The following is a 17,104-nucleotide window of genomic DNA, read 5'->3' as shown; positions in this document are numbered from 1 at the left end:
CACCGGTGCCCCCCATCACTGACAACCCAGGCAGTTTTCCACAACGGCATGCCCATGCAGAACACGGACCGACCCGAATTGGCACGGCCTTGACAGTCACCACCGGACGTCGGCCGCGACACCGGCGTCCTCCGTCGTCGCAGTCCTCTTGCAACCACTCGCCGCCACGCTGCTCGCAGCACTACTCAGCCATGACCGCCTGGGCGGAGCCCGGATCCTCGGCCGCCGAATGGCTCGCGCGTGGCGTGAGCACGGGCCATCTCATCCACGCCCTCACCTCCGGGCTTCCCGACGCGGTCAAGGTGCCCAGCGGCTTCGTCCGCCGCCGACTCCACGACAAGAAGCCGCCCAGGCTTCCCGCCCACACGACCACAGTGGCGATCGGGGTCGTGTCGCCAGGACCCGCGCTCAAGACCTCTGCAGGAACGTCCTGATGTGTTTGCTGAGTCGCTGCGGCTGATCCTCAGGAATCAGCGTGTAACTGTCGGCAATCTCCACCAGCTCCCCCTTGGGCAGGAGTTCGGCGAGCCTGCGACCGTGCGCCAGCGGCATGACCTTGTCCTCGGCCGACCAGGCAACCAGCGCCGGCCGGTCGAACTCGCGCAACTTCTCGGCCCATCGGAGGAGTTCGGCCTTCGGCGGCACCCCGAGAACGTACTTCCGCAGGTCGCGACGGATCTCCGGATTGGTCCACAGCGGCCGGAACCACGCGTCCATCACCTCGTGCGGCACCGGCCGCTTGCTCATCCGGCCCCAGGTCATCGGCAGCCGCCGCATCGGCTTCAGCTTCAGCAGGTTGAAGGCTACGTTCAGCCCGCCGGGCATCTTGGCAGAGGCGTAGAGATTGGAGCCGGGCAGACCGGGCGGGAAGTTGTCGAACGCCTCGCAGGAGGTGATGACGAGCTTCCCGATCCGCTGATCACGGCCGTCGGCGACGAGAGCCTGAGCCCCGCCCCAGTCGTTCATGACGAGGGTGACATCGGTGAGGTCGAGCGCATCGAGGAACTCCGCGACCAGCCGGGCAACCCCGAGGACCGACAGATCGGCGTCCGGCTTCATGGGTCTGCGGTGACCGCCGAGCGGCAGGGTCGGAACCACACACCGGTAGTCGGGGCGCAGATCGGCGACCACGTGCCGCCACAGTGAACCGTCCATGGCGACACCATGCAGCAGGACGACGACGGGGCCGTCCCCGCCGGTGTCCTGGTACGCCACCGGTCCCGCGGAGAGCTGGACTTCCGAGGTGGGCGGCGGGGCTGCGTGGGAGTGTTCGGTCACCGGGTGTGCACTCTCCTCGGTTGCCTGCGGGCACGGGCGGCGCGCAGTCGACCCTACGCCGACGCGCTCACAACTCGCCAGTGTCCAGGTCCAGGTCGAACGGTCCGGGCAGATGCAGCACGGCCCCGAACGGGTGCGGGCCGTCCACCCGCGTGTACCCCAGACGTCCGGGCTCGGCGAACAGAGTCACGCTTCGTTCCACCCGGTCGACCAGCAGATACAGCGGCGCCCCGTACTCGGCGTACCGCCGCCGCTTCACGACGCGATCCGTTTCGGCGTTGGAGTCGCTGGTGACTTCGACCACGAGCAGCGTCTGATCGGGCAGCAGAGCTCCCGCGCCCTTGGCCTCCACAGCCGGCACTACGGTGATGTCAGGGACGTACCAGTTCGACGACCCGGGCAGGTCCAGGTTCCCCGACCCGGTGACACACCCCAGCTCACGGGCGCGCGGCTTGATCTGATCGCGGATCACCTCGGTAGTGGCCTCGTGATCCCAGGTGGGCCGCACGGGCTCGATGACCCCTTCGACGATCTGGGCACGGTCACCCCGGATGTTCTGGACTGCGTACTTCAGAGCGCGTTCGGGGTCGACGCCTTGGCTGTAGTCGGCAGGCCCAGCGGTCATGCGCCCAGAGTGCCCCATTTTCGTTCCCCACGACAAGCAGAACCCGCTGTTCACGTCAGCCACGGCACGGGCGGCGAGCATCATGGCGCACAGAAGCAAGGCCTCCTGCTCGGAGTGAGCGTGGCCGAACTCCGCCGCCAGGAACGCCCTCCCGCGCTCGGCGCGCTCGCACAGCTCTGCAGGGGGACAGCAGGCCCGCCGGTCAGCAGAGCAGGTCCAGCTCGGCACGGACCGTTTTCCCCGGCGGCACGCGGTCCACCACCGCCCACCGGTCGGCCAGCGCCTCCACCAGGATCAGCCCGTGTCCGCTGCCGGAACCGGGCGGCGGCGCCACCAGCTCCCCCGGCCCCGGCGGGCGCCGCTCACCCCGGGCGTCCGTGACCTCGATCCGCAGAACACCGAGCGTGCGACAGTCGCCCGGAACATGCACGAGCCTCAACTCGAAGTCCCGGCCCGGCACCCGGCCATGCGTCACCGCGTTCGCCGCCAACTCGGCGACGATCAGCGCGGCCGTCTCGGACGCGTCACCGCCGTACGGGATGCCCCACTCGTTCAGTTGATGCAGAGCAAGCTGCCGGGCGAGCCGGGCACCTCGGGGCGTGGAACTGAATCGCTGCACGAACACACGCACGGTGAACGGCGCTTGCGGGAACGCGAGTGCTTCCATGCGCCCACCCTGACGGCCGGGAGGACGGTCCCACCAGGCCAGAAACCCGTACGCTGAGTCAGCGTACGGGTACGGAGTGTGGACAGTACGCGTAACAGTCCGTGACCATGGGCGCGTTGCGGACCGGTACGGGCGGGCACGGGAGGTGGCCGGACATGACGGACGGCGCGGGTGGCACAGGCGGCACCACGGGCGCGGACGGGGAGCCGGAGCCCTCGGACACCCTGAAGGCGTTCGGCGAGGTGGTCAAGGTCTTCCGCAAGCGGGCGCAGCTCACGCAGGAGGAGTTCGCCCCGAGGGTGCAGTACTCGGTGCCGACAGTCGCCTCGATCGAACAGGGACGCCGGTTCCCACCGCCCGCGTTCGTGGACCGGGCGGAGGACGTGCTGGACGCGTTCGGCGTGATCAGGGCTGCGGCGAAGCACTTGTCGCGGCGGCGGGGGCTGGCAAAGTGGTTCCGCCATTGGGCGCAGCTTGAGGCGGACGCAGCCATTCTGTACACGTACGAATGCCGGTTGATTCCCGGTCTGCTGCAGACCGAGGCATACGCAAGAGCGCTGTTCAGGGACCAGCTTCCGCCGTTGGGTGACGAACAGATCGAGGCTCGGATGACGGCCCGCGCCGAACGGCAGGCTCTGCTGACGGAACGCCCCAACACCGCTTACAGCTTCATCCTCGAAGAACACCTGTTCCGACGGCACACAGGCGGAGTCGAGGTCACCCGGGAACTCATCGACCACATTGTCGGACTGGCCCGGCGGCGCAATATCGAGTTGCAGATCATGCCTCAGATGCAGGAGCACCACGCCGGCCTGCACGGCCCCATCCGACTGTTGGAGACCCCGGATCACAAGTGGTTCGCCTACTCCGAAGGGCAGGAGAGTGGTCACCTCCACTCCGATCCTGCCGTCGTCAGCACGCTCCAGATGCGATATGCCAGGATGCGTTCACAGGCTCTCTCCCTGAAAGAGTCCACGAGTCTGTTGGAGCGGACGCGAGGAGCGGTATGAGTACCACAGACCTGGCCTGGTTCAAGAGCAGTTACAGCAGCGGATCCGGAGACGACTGCGTAGAGGTCGCCACCTGCCCCGACACCGTCCACGTCCGGGACTCCAAGATCGAAGACGGCCCCCAGCTCGCCCTCTCCCCCGCCGCCTGGACCGGCTTCGTCGCGTACGCCGTCCAGCGCTGATCACGTACCGGAGTTGAGGGTGCCCGTCCGAACGACACGGAGGACACCGCCGGACTGAACGCTCCCGTGACCGTTGCCCGGATCACGTTTCGGCAGCGTGCCTGCGGGAGCGGCCCACCTTGATAGCGTCGCTCCCGCGATTGCGGACCGCTCCCCGCCGGGGTCGTCGCCGCGCCCGTACGGCCGGTCCACGACGGACGGCCGACGAGGGCGAGGCGTGCTGAGGCAGGGGGACGTACGCGGCAAGGACGAAGAGGGCCGACGCATGAGCCTCGCGCAGTTGCACTACACCTCTGCCTCTGCGGGGGACGACGGGGTCGGCGCACGGTTCACCGCGGTCGGTGGCGGCATCCCCACTCCAGTGCTGACCGAGGCGGAGAAGCTGCTCGGCTACGAGCCTCCGGCCGGGGCGCCCTATCACCCCACGAACATCGAACTCCGTTCGTTTCCCGAGACGTTCAGCTTCAGCGAGCTCTCCGACGGCAGCCATCTGCTGAGTCGCACCGTGGCGCTCGGGGGTTCCGGCGCCGGTCACTTCCACACGCACGCGGTGCATCTTCCGGCCGGCACGCGCCTGCCCGGCGACGCGCTGCCGATCACAGCGTGGCGGTCGCCGAGCTGGGCTTCGACCACGCCGGACAGCGGCACACCGGACCGCATATCCGCCCTGCCCGCCTCCGCCGCCTTCGGGCAGGAGGCGCTCAATGACTTCGCGGTCTCCCGCAGCCCCTGGCTCGCGACGGTCTTCGCCGATCTGCGCCGGGTGAGCGAGAAACCGTCGTCGGCGCAGCTCGTCCTCGTGGAGCGGCAGAGCGCGGACGTGGCCCGGTGGATCGCGCTGGCCGGAGCCGTACTCCCGCCGGAGCACGCCCAGCGGCTGACGTTCACCACGTACACCCGCCGCCCGGCGCACTCCCCGCACCAGGTCATCGGCGTACTGCCGGACGACGCACACGAGCTGACCGACCTGGGCTTTCGTGTGCATCTGTGTGCCGGCCGCGTTCCGGAGGGTCCGGTGGCCGACACCTGGGCGGAGACCGTCGCCCGGGTCTGGCGCAGCCGCGCACCGGAACTTTTCCAGGCAGCGGCCGCGCTGCCGGGCGAACCCTTCGCCGCCGGACCACTCGCCTTCACCGCACTGCACGCAGGCATCGCACTCGGCCGGAACGGACGTGCCGCAGCAGCCGATTGGGCCGGCGAGCGTCCGTACGCGCTGAACGAACAGCAGATGCACCGACTGACCACCGCGCTCACGGCACCGGCCGACGACCGCAGCGCCTCCGAATCGGCGTCCGTGGCCCGGCTGCTGGCAGCACTCGAAGGACGTGCCCCTGCCACCACCACGGCGCCGCTCGCCGCACTGCTGGTGACGGAGGCGGTACGGCGCAACGACGCCGCGCTGGCACTCCCGCCGCGCTCGGCGTTCGCCGAACCCGCCGCCGTGAAGCAGCTGGCTGACGGACTCGGCCCGGAGCTGCTCGCCGAACTCACCCCGGAGGCAACGGAGTCCACCAGCGGGGAGTCCATCGGGCGCCTGGTGCAGCTGCTCCGGATCGCCCGGCTGCTCGACATGGACCTCACCGACCGCCTCCCCTCTGTCGCCCGGCACATGGCCCGGACGCTGCTCGCATCTCCGGAGCCGGACAGTGTCCCCGTACTGCTCGACCTCCTGGACGAACAGTTCGACGTCCGCACGGCTCTCCTCGGCGAACTCGATCAACTCGCCCTGGGCGCCCCTTCCGCCGTCGAGGAACTCCTCACTCGCGTCGCCCTCCCCTTCACCGGCGCGCAGGCACTGCCGCATCTGCGGATGTGCGCCGAGGCGCCCCGCGCGAAGGAGCAGGGCTCCGACCGCATCATGGCGCTGCACACGGTGCTGCGCGCCGCCGGGTTCTCGCCGTTCGCTGAGCCGCTGGTCCTGCGCACCGCCGTCGCGCTGATCTGGGGCGACGCCACCCCGACGGCGGGCGAGGCCAGGCTTCTGCTCGGCGAGTCCGGCTCGGACTCGCACCGGACGGCCGGTACGTGGTCCCACCTCGTCGACGCGGCACTCCACGCCCCCTCCGACGACGAGGAGGCGGCGGAACTCGCCCACGATCTGCTGCGCTGCTTCCCTCAGGAGATCGGCACCCGGGTCCGCGGTGCGCTGCAACTCCTGGACTTCGCCCGCGACGTCAGGTCCGGTGAGTCGGCGCCCGGCTGGCCCGACCGTGCAAAGGCTCTGCGTTCCCGCGCCGAACCGGTCGAGCCCACTGTGCTGGAGCACGCCTACGGAGCTCTTGCCCACCGTCTGCTCGCGCGGGACCGGCCCGACGCGGAGCTGTACGCGTTTGTGCACAGCGACGACGCGGACCTGATCGCCGCCTACGGCCGGGCAGCCCGCCACGGCGACATCCTGGCCCGGCTGCGCTCCGACCCGGCGTACGTGGCCGACTGCTTCACCGTCTGGAGCGCCCACCCGCACGCGGGCCGGGCATGGAGCGATACCCGGGCCGCGCTGCTGGAGGAGGTGCTGCGTCCGGTGGTGCGAGGGCTCTCCAGCAGCGAGGTGACGGCGGTGGAGAAGGCCGTCGAGTACACGGGAAGCAGCCGTACGGCAGAGGCGTTCCGGGAGTGGAACCGGCCGACCACATTCGGCAGACGACTGGGAAGCCGGCTGACCGCGCGGGTGCGGCGCAAGGATGAGAGTGTCTAGATCGAATCCGGCGCAGGAGTCAGGGCACCCAACAGCGCCTCACGGCTCAAACGGAATGTGTGTGCCAGAACCTGAGTTCCGACAGCAGTCGGCCTCCATTTGGGTCCGCCGTGGGCGTCGTCCTTACGGTCGCGATGCCAAGAATCGGGTGAGCCTGGGTTCCGGGGGTTGAAGTTGTCGTTGCGGCAGCTTCTACCGTCACAGGACCGGAGAGACCGGCCCTGTGACGTGTTTGTGAGGGAGGCGGCGATGGACTGGCCAATCGCGCAGGTTGCTCGGATGTCGGGCGTGACGCCCGGACCCTGCGGCACTACGACGAGATCGGCCTGCTGCCGCCTGCCCGGATCGGGGCCAATGGCCACCGCTACTACGAGGAGCGCCAACTGCTGCGGCTGCAGCAGATTCTCGTACTTCGGGCGCTGGGTGTAGGACTTCCCGAGATCGGCCGGATCCTGGCCGAGCAGGTCGACATGTCTTAACCTCCGGTGTTCTGTGACGTCGGACCTGGACCACCTGCCATCGAAGTGGAGACCGGCTGAGATGTTGTCGGGGTGTTCATGCTTCTATGCGCAGCCAGGTGTTGCCTGCGCGGAGCCAGAGGAAACCGTCGCGGCCTTGGCCGCAGCGCAGGACGACTCGACCGGGCATCCGCAGCCGACGGCGGCTGGTTACTGCCCAGGTGGTGCCGTTGAGCTCGGCACGTACGAGTTCGACGGACCGCTTGTTGTGGTCTCGGCGGGTGAGTACTGCCCGGTTGCCGCGGACCGCGAATCCGTCCGGGTCGGGGACGGGGCTGCGGTAGCTGGCGACGTCGCCGGTGGACGGAGTGATCCGTGTCAGGAAGGTGCCGCCTCTGCTGCTGCCGGAGTACCAGACGAGCCACACCTGTTCGTTCTCGGTCGCGGCGGTGCAGCCTTCCAGTGGGTGGTCGGGCAGCCGGCCCTCGGGAGCCCAGGAGGTCTGGCCCTGGGTGTCCCAGCCCGCCAGGCCCGCTCCTGACTCGGGGTGGCCGCCGTAGATGCCCTCGTCGCCGTAAGCCGTCCAGATGCCTCCGTGAACGTCGGTGGTCAGGGCGGGAATGTCATCACCGACGCAGAACTCGGCCTCAGGTGTACCTGACGGGGAGAACACCACAGCGTTGGGTTCCCAGGGGCCCTCGGTCTCGTTCCGGAACGTACGGCCGCTGACCAGAAGGAATCGGGAATCCGGGAGAAGGGCCAGGTGGCTGGGCCGAATCCGAATGTCCTTCACAGGGGTGCGCCGTTCCTCGTGCGCTGTGAGGGTGATCAATTCACCGGTGAACGGGATGTCCGGCCTCTGCCCGATCCACCCCTTGGGGTAACGGTTGCGATCAAGGTAGCGCCGGTGGACCAACAGGACCGCAAGCTGCCCGGCGGGCCCGACGCTCCACCAGAGGGCTCGGTGCCCCCGCACGGCATCGGCAACGGGGAGCCTCCACACGTGGTGTATCGCGGTATCGGAACGAGCAGTCATGGGGCGGAGGTTCATTGACAGTCGCCTCTGGGACTCCGGGAGCTGAGCCGCCCGAAGACCGCTACCTTACGGCCTGATCCACTCTCTATCGTGCACCAGGCCGTTACCGGCCCTCGGGCATTCTCCGGACGCCGAGGCGGCCTTTGCCTGATCATGTGCTCCGGCCAAGGTGCACTGATCAAGACGAGGCCGTGATGGTGAGTCTGCTGCCTGAAGTTGTCCCGGGGGAAGCGTTCGCGGAGGCCGGCTCCGGGAGGCCGTCGTCCCGGAGTTTCGGCGGTGTGGCGGGCGGGCCGTGCGGCCCGCCCGTCACTCCGGTGAACCGTCAGGCGAGGGTGACCTCGACCGGGAGCTTCTTGATGCCGTTGACGAAGTTGGAGCGGACACGTGGCACGTCACCCGCCAGGCGGATGTCGGCGAGGCGCGGGATGAGCTCCTCGAACATGATGCGGATCTCGGTGCGGGCGAGGAGGTTGCCCAGGCACAGGTGGGGGCTGCCCTTGCCAAAGGTGACGTGGTCGTTGTCGGTGCGGGTGACGTCGAAGTCGTAGGGGTTGCCGAAGACCTTCTCGTCGCGGTTGCCGGAGGCGTACCACATGACGACCTTGTCGCCCTCCTTGACCTGCTTGCCGCCGAGTTCGACGTCGCGGGTCGCGGTGCGACGGAAGTGGTAGACGGGCGATGCCCAGCGCAGGAACTCCTCGACCGCGTTCGGGATCAGAGAGGGATCGGCCTGGAGCCTGGCCAGTTGCTCGGGGTGCTGGATCAGCGCGAGCATGGAGTGCGAGATGGTGTGCCGGGTGGTCTCGTTGCCGGCTACCACCAGGAGCAGGAAGTAGTTGTCGAAGTCCTGCTCGGACAGCGGGACGCCGTCGCGCGGGGTCTCGTTGACGAGTTTGGAGACCAGATCGGTGCCGGTGCCGCCGCGGCGCTGGCGGGCAAGTTCGCGGCCGTACTCGAAGACCTCGATGGATGCGGGCGAGCGGAAGGGAAGGTCGCGGTACTTCTCGCTCTCCGCGCTGTGCAGGAGGACGTCGGCGTAGTCGGGGTCGGTGTTGCCGATGATCCGGTTGCCCCAGTCGATGAGCTGCTGGTTGTCCTCCGGCGGTACGTCCAGGAGGCGGGCCAGGACGTTGATGGGGAAGTCCGCGGAGACGTCGGCGACGAAGTCGAAGGTGCCCTTGGCCAGGGCTGTGTCAAGGGTCTTGGCCGTCAGGCCGCGCAGGAAATCGGTGTACTGGTTGATGACCCCCTGGCCGAACTGGCGCTGCAGGAGGCTGCGCATCGCGCGGTGGCGGACGCCGTCCAGTTCCAGGATCGAGGCGCGCTTCCTGATCTGGTCCTCGTCGACTTCCTCGAGGTTGACGAACTTCGTCGAGGTGAAGGTCTCGGCGTCGCGGTCGACCCTGGCGATGTCCTCGTGCCGGGTGACGGCCCAGAAGCCGGAGTTGGGGGCCTCCTCGGGCTGCCAGTGCACGGGGTCCTCGTGGCGCAGGGTGTGGAACATGCGCCATGGGGTGACGCCGTCCAGGAAATTGTCGTTGTCGGCGAGGTCGACCTCGTCGAGGGGCATGGGGTCGAAGGGGTTCGGCATGCGGTGCTCCTGTGGGCGGTGCGGATCGATCAGAGGTGGTAGGAGTACTCGGTGAACTCCCAGTCAGTGACATGGCGGTTGAAGCGGTCGAGTTCGTCACGCTTGTAGGCGAGGAAGGAGTCGGTGAAGTCCTTGCCGAGGATCTCGATGAGGGCCTCGTCGGCCTCCAGCGCGTCGAGCGCGGCGGGCAGGCTCATCGGCAGCATCTGGGACTTCTTCGGGTCGTAGCCGTAGCCCTCCAGCGGGGCCGGCGGCTCCTGGCCTTCCCGTACGCCGAGCAGTACGGCGGCGGAGAGGGCGGCGATCGCCAGATACGGGTTGGCGCTGGCGTCGCCGAGCCGCACCTCCAGACGGGCGCCGGAACCGCGCTCGGGCGGGATGCGGACCATGGCGCTGCGGTTGTCCAGACCCCAGTCGATCAGCCAGGGAGCGAGGGTGCCCGGTCCGAACCGTTTGTACGAGTTCACGGTCGGGTTCAGCAGCGCAGCCAGGGCCGGGGCGTGAGCCAGGATGCCGGCGATGGCGTGGCGCCCGGTGTCCGACAGCCCGAAGGCTCCGGACGGGTCGTCGAAGACATTGCGGCCCTGGGCGTCCTCGCCCGAGAAGTGCAGATGGAAGCCCGAGCCGCCCGCGTCGTTGAAGGGCTTGGCCATGAAGGTCGCGAGCTTCCCCTCCTTACGGGCCAGTTCCTTGACGGCCGACTTGAAGAGGAAGGAGCGGTCGGCGGCGTCCATGGCCTCGGAGTGCGTCAGGTTGATCTCGAACTGCCCGGCGTCGAACTCGTGGTTCCCCGTGACGACACCGATTCCGAGGTCACGCAACTGCCGCAGTGTGCGCAGCAGATGGTTGTCGGCATCGGCACGCAGCCCGGCGGTGTAGATGACACCCGTGGTGGCCTGCGCGTAGCGGCGCCAGCCACTCGGCGTTCCCGGGTCCCCGTCGAGCAGGAAGTACTCCAGCTCGGGGCCGACGACGGGGCGCAGTCCGGCCTCCGCGCACCGGGCCAGGACAGCGCGCAGCAGGTCGCGCGGTGACTCGGGGCTGGGTGCGCCGGTGGCGGGGTCGGTGGTGTCGCCGAGGCACCAGGCGACGCCGGGCTCCCACGGGAGGACGTGGACCGCGTCCAGGTCGGGGCGTACGGCGATGTCCGGCAGCCCGGCATCCAGTCCGCCCGGCACGGCGACGACGTCGCCCTGAGGACTGGTGTGGTACACGGCACGACAGAAGGCGAGTCCGTGTTCGCAGGCCGAGGGCAGGTGGTCCAGGAGGACGTCGCGGGCACGGTCGGTGCCGATGAGGTCGGGGTAGGTCACCCGGACCACATCGATGCCGTCGGCGGCGAGCCGATCCATGTGCCGGCGGACTTCTGGGGTGTCTTGAGCGCTCACCGATGTCTCCTCGGCGGATGTGAACGGGCGTGATGGCCGACGGCCCGATGTCCTGCCGGTCCGGTGACGGCCTGGCGGGGGCGCTGGGCTGGGGACCAGAAACGGGGGCGGCGCCCGAGCTCGTCGTTTGGCATCGAACGGTATGGACCGCTGTCACCTTCCCGCAAGGGCCTGGACCAAAGAATTTATCCATCCGGATAGGTGTTGACCAGGGTCCGACTCCTTCCTATCTTGTTTGAAGCCAAACGAGTAGGGGGTTCTTCGGACCCCTTTGGCCGAGGGCCCGGCCGCGGGCCGGGCCCTCCTCCCCCGCCATCTGCGCCCCGATGCCCCTCACCTCCAGGAGGACCGGCCATGAAGGTCGTCGTCGACATGAACAAATGCCAGGACCACGGCCAGTGCGTCTTCGCGGCCCCCGACGTCTTCCAGCTCGACGACAACGGGCGCCTGGCCTACGTCTCCGACCCGGACGACGCGCTGCGCGACGAGGTCGAGGAAGCCGCGGACGTCTGTCCGCTGCAGGCCATCCGGATCGAGGACTGACATGACCACGGAACGCGTCGTCGTGGTCGGCGCCTCCATGGCCGGCCTGCGCGCGGCCGAGCAGCTGCGCGCAGCCGGCTGGACCGGAGCGATCACGGTCATCGGGGACGAGCCCCACATGCCGTACAACCGGCCCCCGCTCTCCAAGGAGGTACTCGCCGGCAAGGCGCCCTTCGAGTCCCTCGCCTTCACCCCGCGGGCGAGCGCCGCCGACGTGGAGTGGCGGCTCGGCACCTCCGTCACCGCCACCCGGCTCGCCGAGCGCGTCGTCGTCCTGGACGACGGCACGGAACTGGCCTTCGACGGCCTGGTCGTGGCCACCGGCATGCGGCCTCGACGGCTGCGCTGCGACGGCCCCTGCGGACCTGCCAGCGGCCGCCATACGGTACGCACGCTCGCCGACGCCCAGGGGCTGCGGGACGAACTGACCCGGCCCGGCGTACGCGTGGTCGTGGTCGGCGCCGGTTTCATCGGCTGCGAGGTCGCCGCGACCGCCGTCGGCCTCGGCGTCACCGAGGTGACCGTCGTCGACCCCGAACCGCTGCCGATGCTGCGCCCGCTGGGCGAACTGCTGGCACGCGCACTGCACAAGCGGCACGAGGAGCGCGGGGTGCGCTTCGCACTCGGCACCGGCGTCTTGGGCTTCGAGGGCGAGGACCGGGTCACCGGAGTCGTCCTGAGCGACGGGACGGTCCTTGCGGCCGACGTCGTCGTGGAGTCCGTCGGCTCGGTCGCCAACACCGAGTGGCTCGACGGCAACGGCCTGGACCTGAGCGACGGTGTGCTGACGGACGAGCAGCTGCGCGTCGGCGGTCTCCCGTACGTCGTCGCGGTCGGCGATGTCGCCCGCTTCCCCAACGCCCGCTACGACGGCGTCCCCCGCCGCGTCGAGCACTGGTCGATCCCCGGCGACACCGCCAAGCACGCCGCGAAGAGCCTCGTCGCCCATCTCACCGGAGCCGACGCCGAGGCGGGCCCCTTCGCGCCGCTTCCCACCTTCTGGAGCGACCAGCACGAGTTCAGGCTGCAGTCCTTCGGTGCCCCGCTGCTCGGCATCGGCGATGTCCGGGTACTCGACGGCGACCCGGACGGCGATGTCCTGGTCGGCTACCACGCCGACGGCCACCTGGTCGGCGTCGTCGCCCTCGGCGGCCATGCCGCCACCACCGGCGCCGCCCGCTACCGCGCCCAGCTGCTCAAGCAGCCTGCCCTCACCTCGTAAGGAACATCTGTCATGGCCAGTGTCCGTGGTTACTTCCATCCCAAGACGGCGACCGGCGACTCGTCGCTGATCCCCTCGCCGCCCTGGCGCTACTCCGGCGACCTGCTCACCGTCGAGTACCGCACCGATCCCGCCCGCGTGCGCGAACTGCTTCCAGAACCCCTGGAGTTGGCGGAGGAGGACCCGGGTGCCGTCGCGCTGATCTGGGCCGACTGGCAGTCCTGCTCGACCGGCGGGCAGGAGCTGCTCGACCCGGTGCTCTCCCAGTACAAGGAGGCCTTCGCGGTCGTCCGCTGCTCCTACAAGGGACGGACGTACTCCCGCTGCGTGTACATCTGGGTCGACAAGGACTTCGCGATAGCCCGCGGACTGCACCAGGGCTACCCGAAGAAGCTCGGCTCCATCCACCAGACGCGCCCGCACCCGTACGGGCCTGCCCCGCGGATCGAGGCGGGCGCCCGTTTCGGCGCCACGCTCGCCGCGGCCGACCGGCGGCTCGCCCAGGCCGTGGTCACCCTGCGGGAGCCGTCCGGGACCAACGGCTTCGTCAACGGTCATCCGATGGCCCACCACCGCTGGCTGCCCTCCATCGAGAAGGGCAAGGGGCTCGCGCTCGACGAGCTGATCGAGACCGGCGCGGCGTCCTTCGAGGCCGGGCAGCCCTGGACCGGCGACGCCGATCTCGAACTGTTCGAGGCCCCCACCGAGGAACTGGCCCGCCTGGAGATCCGGGAACCGATCGCCGCGTACTACCGCCAGGTCGGTGTCGTCTGGGACGGCGGCACGCTGCTGGAGTCCGGCACCTCGGAAGCCGAGTAACGGCCTCCCCCGCGACAGGGAGCGGGCTCCCGACGCCCTGCGACTCCGCTTGCCGTGTTGTCGTCAGTCACCGACGCTCCGCGTCGACTCCCTCCTCTGCCTTGCCATCGAAGCCGCACGACGCCGCTCGCTGATCCACCCCCTATCGCGGGGGAGGCCGTAACCCCTCTATGCCCCAGACCACTTGGAGACCGGACATGACCGAACACACCCTCACCGTGGCCGGGGTCGCCGTCGACACCCGGCACTGGATCGGCGGCGAGCGCATCGCCTCGTCCGAGACCTTCACCGATGTCTCGCCCATCGACGGCAGCACCCTCGGCGAGATCTCCCGGGGCACCGCGACGGAGGCCGCAGCCGCTGTCGCCGCCGCGAAGGCCGCCTTCCCCGGCTGGGCCGCCACGGCGCGCGCCGAGCGGGCCCGCATCCTGCACGCCATCGCCGACGGTGTCGACAAGCGCATCGAGGACCTGGCGATCGTCGAGACCCACGACAACGCGGCTCTGCTGCGCTCGCACCGCCGCGGTGTCATGCCGCGCGTGGCGCACAACTTCCGCTTCTTCGCCGACTGGCTGCTGAAGCTGGAGCACGAGGAATTCGAGACACGCGGCCACACCAACCACGTCAGCTGGGACCCGGCCGGCCCCTGCGTGCTGATCACCCCGTGGAACGCCCCACTGATGCTGGCCACCTGGAAGATCGCCCCCGCGCTCGCCGCCGGGAACACGGTGATCCTCAAGCCCGCCGAGTGGACCCCGCTCACGGCATCGCTCCTCGCGGACATCGCCGCCGAGGCGGGCCTGCCGGCCGGTGTGCTCAACGTCGTACAGGGCTACGGCGCCGAGGCGGGCAACGCGCTCGTCTCCCATCCCGATGTACGCCGGATCAGCTTCACCGGTTCCGTACCGACCGCCAAGGCCATCGGCGCGGCCTCCGCCGCGAACCTCGTGCCCACCAGCTTCGAACTCGGCGGCAAGTCACCCCTGTTGGTCTTCGCCGACGCCGACCTCGACCTCGCGGTCGACCTCGCCGTGGAGCAGTACGACAACGCCGGACAGGTCTGCCTGGCCGCGACCCGCATCCTCGTCGAGGAGTCGATCGCCGACGAGTTCACCAAGCGGTTCGCGCAGAAGGCCGCCACCCTCAAGCAGGGCGACCCACGCGACGAGTCCACCGACCTCGGCCCCAACATCCACCCCCGCCAGCTGGAGAAGATCGACGGCTTCGTGCAGCGGGCGCTGGCGGCCGGCGCACGCGCGGTCATCGGCGGTGCACCCAACACAGACCTCGGCGGCCTCTACTACCGACCGACCCTGCTCACCGACGTCGCCCAAGACAGCGAGGTCGTCCAGGAGGAGGTCTTCGGCCCGGTCCTGACCCTCCAGACCTTCGTCACCGAGCAGGAGGCGGTCACGCTGGCCAACGACACCCGCTTCGGTCTCGCCGCGACCCTTGCCACCGGCGATCACGAGCGCGCCGAGCGCGTCACTGCGCAGCTCGTCGCGGGCACGGTCTGGGTCAACTGCTTCTTCGTACGAGATCTGCAGGCGCCGTTCGGCGGCTCCCGCCAGTCCGGAGTCGGCCGCGAGGGCGGCACCTGGAGCTTCGACTTCTACTGCGACCTCAAGAACACCGTCACCGCCCCCAAGGGATGGCAGAACCATGGGTGAGATCGTCGGGGCGGGCCTGCTCGCCCATGTCCCCACCATCGTGCTGCCGGAGGCCGACCGGCTCGCCCTCAACGAGGGCAAGGAGATCACCCTCGTCACCGGCCTGCACCAGCTGCGCCGCGAAGTCTTCGAGCGCGACACCTACGACACGGTGGTCGTCCTCGACTCACACTGGGCCACCACGGTCGAGTTCGTCGTCACCGCCCAGCAGCGCCGCGCCGGGCTCTTCACCTCCGAGGAACTGCCGCGCGGCATGTGCCGGATGCCGTACGACTTCCCCGGCGACCCCGAACTCGCCAGGAACATAGGGAAGTTCGCCGACAAGCACGGCACCTGGATCACCGCGATCGACGACGACTACCTGCCGATCTACTACGCCACCATCAACCTCTGGAAGTTCCTCGGCGAGGGCCTGCCCGACAAGAAGTGGGTGACCATCGGGGTCTGCCAGACCGGCGATATGGAAGACCACCTGCGGCTGGGCCGGGCACTGGCCGACGGCATCGCGGCCACGCCCGGCCGCCGGGTCCTCCTCATCGCCTCCGGCGCGCTCTCTCATACCTTCTGGCCGCTGCGCGAACTGCGTGACCACGAGGCGAGCGATCCCGCCCACGTCTTCACTGCCGAGGCCCGCGAGGCCGACCGCGAGCGCATCGCCTGGTTCAAGGAGGGCCGCCACGACAAGGTCCTCGACACCATGGACGAGTTCTGGAAGTACAAGCCCGAGGCGAAGTTCTTCCACTACCTGATGATGGCCGGCGCGCTCGGTGAGGGCGCGTGCACGGCCAAGGGCCGCCAGTACGGCGCGTACGAGAACTCCATCGGCACCGGCCAGGTCCACCTCTGGTTCGATCGCCCCGCCGACGGCTGGACCGGCACCGGCCTGCCCGTATCCCCCTCCCCGCGCACCCCGCACAGCCGCTCCTAGAAAGGCCCGCCATGCCCGAGTACCGCCGTATCCTCCTCGACGGAGCCGCCGTCGAGACCCTCCGTGACGGAGACGAACTCGTCGCCGGCGACGGCCGCCGCGTCAAGATCGACGACGCCCGGCACCTGCCGCCGGTCGTGCCGTCGAAGGTTGTCGCCGTCCACCTCAACCACCGCAGCCGCGTCGACGAGTTCCAGATCGACCTCACCCCGACCCCGACCTACTTCCACAAGCCGACCTCCGCCCTCAACTCCCACAAGGGCGCCGTCGTCCGCCCCGAGAGCTGCAAATGGCTCAACTACGAGGGCGAGGTCGCCATCGTCATCGGCAGGACGGCACGCAACATCTCCCCGGCCCAGGCGGGCGACTACATCGCGGGCTACACCGTCGCCAACGACTACGGCCTGCACGACTTCCGCGACACCGACGCCGGCTCCATGCTCCGCGTCAAGGGCTCCGACACCCTCTGCCCCCTCGGACCGGGTCTCGTCACCGACTGGGACTTCCACGGCAAGTACCTGCGCACCTACGTCAACGGTGAGGTCGTCCAGGACGGCTCGACCGACGAGATGGAGTGGGACATGCACTACCTCGTCGCCGACATCGCCCGCACCATCACCCTCCACCCCGGCGACGTCCTGCTGTCCGGCACCCCGGCCAACTCCCGCCCCGTACAGCCTGGCGACGTCGTCGAGGTCGAAGTCGAGGGCCTCGGCCGGCTCACCAACCACATCGTCACCGGACCCACCGCCATCCGCACCGACGTCGGCGCCCAGCCCACCGAGTCCGAGGAAGTGCTGTCCACCGCGCTCGGCGGCGACTGGGAGTTCCGCGGCGTCCGCCCGCCCAAGCGCTGACAGCGCCGCACGAGTGCGCCGCACCGGGCCTGACGCGAGAGGTCGCGCGGTGCGGCGCGCCCGTACGGACAGCTCTTCACCGCGCGCCCGGGCCCTTGCCCACGCGTGCACCCCCATCCACAACCGGCAGGT

At 69.4% G+C, this 17,104-nt stretch carries 16 protein-coding genes and 1 pseudogene; 11 read left to right on the top strand and 6 right to left on the bottom strand.

Features of this window, described 5'->3' with window-relative positions; all coding sequences use genetic code 11:
• Nucleotides 1-191: 191 nt before the first annotated feature.
• Nucleotides 192-434 (top strand): hypothetical protein, encoded by a 243-nt coding sequence (locus ACIBB8_RS07500; RefSeq protein WP_398949481.1) that lies wholly within the window; start codon nucleotides 192-194, stop codon nucleotides 432-434.
• Here ACIBB8_RS07500 and ACIBB8_RS07495 read toward each other — a convergent pair.
• The 3 genes from ACIBB8_RS07495 to ACIBB8_RS07485 all read right to left on the bottom strand — a co-directional run bounded on the left by ACIBB8_RS07495 (nucleotide 409) and on the right by ACIBB8_RS07485 (nucleotide 2,570).
• The gene (locus ACIBB8_RS07495) at nucleotides 409-1,278 is read right to left on the bottom strand and encodes an alpha/beta fold hydrolase (protein ID WP_398949480.1); all 870 of its coding nucleotides are present in this window, start codon (nucleotides 1,276-1,278) and stop codon (nucleotides 409-411) included. The two genes, ACIBB8_RS07500 and ACIBB8_RS07495, sit on opposite strands and share 26 nt — an antisense overlap.
• Nucleotides 1,279-1,345: 67 nt before the next feature.
• On the bottom strand, nucleotides 1,346-1,903 hold the full coding sequence (locus tag ACIBB8_RS07490; RefSeq protein ID WP_398949479.1) for a Uma2 family endonuclease: 558 nt from the start codon (nucleotides 1,901-1,903) through the stop codon (nucleotides 1,346-1,348).
• Between the two features lie 202 nt (nucleotides 1,904-2,105).
• The gene (locus tag ACIBB8_RS07485; protein ID WP_398949478.1) at nucleotides 2,106-2,570 is read right to left on the bottom strand and encodes an ATP-binding protein; all 465 of its coding nucleotides are present in this window, start codon (nucleotides 2,568-2,570) and stop codon (nucleotides 2,106-2,108) included.
• Between the two features lie 155 nt (nucleotides 2,571-2,725).
• Between ACIBB8_RS07485 and ACIBB8_RS07480 the strand changes: the two genes are divergently transcribed.
• The 4 genes and pseudogenes from ACIBB8_RS07480 to ACIBB8_RS07465 form a co-directional block, all read left to right on the top strand.
• A complete protein-coding gene (locus ACIBB8_RS07480; RefSeq protein WP_398949477.1) occupies nucleotides 2,726-3,580 on the top strand; it encodes a Scr1 family TA system antitoxin-like transcriptional regulator in 855 nt (284 codons plus the stop codon).
• Nucleotides 3,577-3,762 carry a DUF397 domain-containing protein gene (locus ACIBB8_RS07475; RefSeq protein ID WP_398949476.1) on the top strand — a complete coding sequence of 62 codons (186 nt, stop codon included), beginning with the start codon at nucleotides 3,577-3,579 and terminating at the stop codon, nucleotides 3,760-3,762. The genes ACIBB8_RS07480 and ACIBB8_RS07475 overlap by 4 nt, the downstream gene beginning before the upstream one ends.
• A gap of 265 nt (nucleotides 3,763-4,027) precedes the next feature.
• Nucleotides 4,028-6,457 (top strand): GTPase-associated protein 1-related protein, encoded by a 2,430-nt coding sequence (locus ACIBB8_RS07470; protein WP_398949700.1) that lies wholly within the window; start codon nucleotides 4,028-4,030, stop codon nucleotides 6,455-6,457.
• Between the two features lie 249 nt (nucleotides 6,458-6,706).
• Nucleotides 6,707-6,927: pseudogene (locus ACIBB8_RS07465) on the top strand (MerR family transcriptional regulator); the annotation flags it as partial.
• A gap of 85 nt (nucleotides 6,928-7,012) precedes the next feature.
• Here the strand turns inward: ACIBB8_RS07465 and ACIBB8_RS07460 are convergent.
• From ACIBB8_RS07460 to ACIBB8_RS07450, 3 genes are all read right to left on the bottom strand, one after another.
• Complete coding sequence (locus ACIBB8_RS07460) at nucleotides 7,013-7,951, bottom strand: hypothetical protein (RefSeq protein WP_398949475.1); 939 nt, start codon at nucleotides 7,949-7,951, stop codon at nucleotides 7,013-7,015.
• A gap of 325 nt (nucleotides 7,952-8,276) precedes the next feature.
• The gene (locus ACIBB8_RS07455; RefSeq protein ID WP_398949474.1) at nucleotides 8,277-9,545 is read right to left on the bottom strand and encodes a cytochrome P450; all 1,269 of its coding nucleotides are present in this window, start codon (nucleotides 9,543-9,545) and stop codon (nucleotides 8,277-8,279) included.
• A gap of 29 nt (nucleotides 9,546-9,574) precedes the next feature.
• Complete coding sequence (locus ACIBB8_RS07450; protein WP_398949473.1) at nucleotides 9,575-10,933, bottom strand: glutamine synthetase family protein; 1,359 nt, start codon at nucleotides 10,931-10,933, stop codon at nucleotides 9,575-9,577.
• Nucleotides 10,934-11,287: 354 nt separating this feature from the next.
• Here ACIBB8_RS07450 and ACIBB8_RS07445 point away from each other — a divergent pair, with 354 nt between their 5' ends.
• From ACIBB8_RS07445 to ACIBB8_RS07420, 6 genes are all read left to right on the top strand, one after another.
• Nucleotides 11,288-11,476, top strand: a complete 189-nt coding sequence (locus ACIBB8_RS07445; protein ID WP_277329056.1) for a ferredoxin — start codon at nucleotides 11,288-11,290, stop codon at nucleotides 11,474-11,476.
• Nucleotide 11,477: 1 nt separating this feature from the next.
• The gene (locus ACIBB8_RS07440) at nucleotides 11,478-12,698 is read left to right on the top strand and encodes an NAD(P)/FAD-dependent oxidoreductase (protein ID WP_398949472.1); all 1,221 of its coding nucleotides are present in this window, start codon (nucleotides 11,478-11,480) and stop codon (nucleotides 12,696-12,698) included.
• Nucleotides 12,699-12,710: 12 nt separating this feature from the next.
• A complete protein-coding gene (locus ACIBB8_RS07435) occupies nucleotides 12,711-13,517 on the top strand; it encodes an acetoacetate decarboxylase family protein (RefSeq protein WP_398949471.1) in 807 nt (268 codons plus the stop codon).
• A 197-nt stretch (nucleotides 13,518-13,714) separates the two neighbouring features.
• Entirely contained in the window at nucleotides 13,715-15,187 is a 1,473-nt protein-coding gene (locus ACIBB8_RS07430) for an aldehyde dehydrogenase (protein ID WP_398949470.1), read from the top strand.
• A complete protein-coding gene (locus ACIBB8_RS07425; RefSeq protein WP_398949469.1) occupies nucleotides 15,180-16,115 on the top strand; it encodes a 3,4-dihydroxyphenylacetate 2,3-dioxygenase in 936 nt (311 codons plus the stop codon). Before ACIBB8_RS07430 ends, ACIBB8_RS07425 begins: the two co-directional genes overlap by 8 nt.
• A gap of 11 nt (nucleotides 16,116-16,126) precedes the next feature.
• Nucleotides 16,127-16,972, top strand: coding sequence for a fumarylacetoacetate hydrolase family protein (locus tag ACIBB8_RS07420; RefSeq protein ID WP_398949468.1), 846 nt, complete (start codon nucleotides 16,127-16,129; stop codon nucleotides 16,970-16,972).
• The last annotated feature ends 132 nt before the right edge of the window (nucleotides 16,973-17,104 follow it).

The organism is Streptomyces sp. NPDC051286 (genome assembly GCF_044455345.1).
GTDB lineage: Bacteria > Actinomycetota > Actinomycetes > Streptomycetales > Streptomycetaceae > Streptomyces.
Note: the sequence above shows the minus strand (reverse complement) of the source record. Positions and strands in the feature narration are given on the sequence as shown.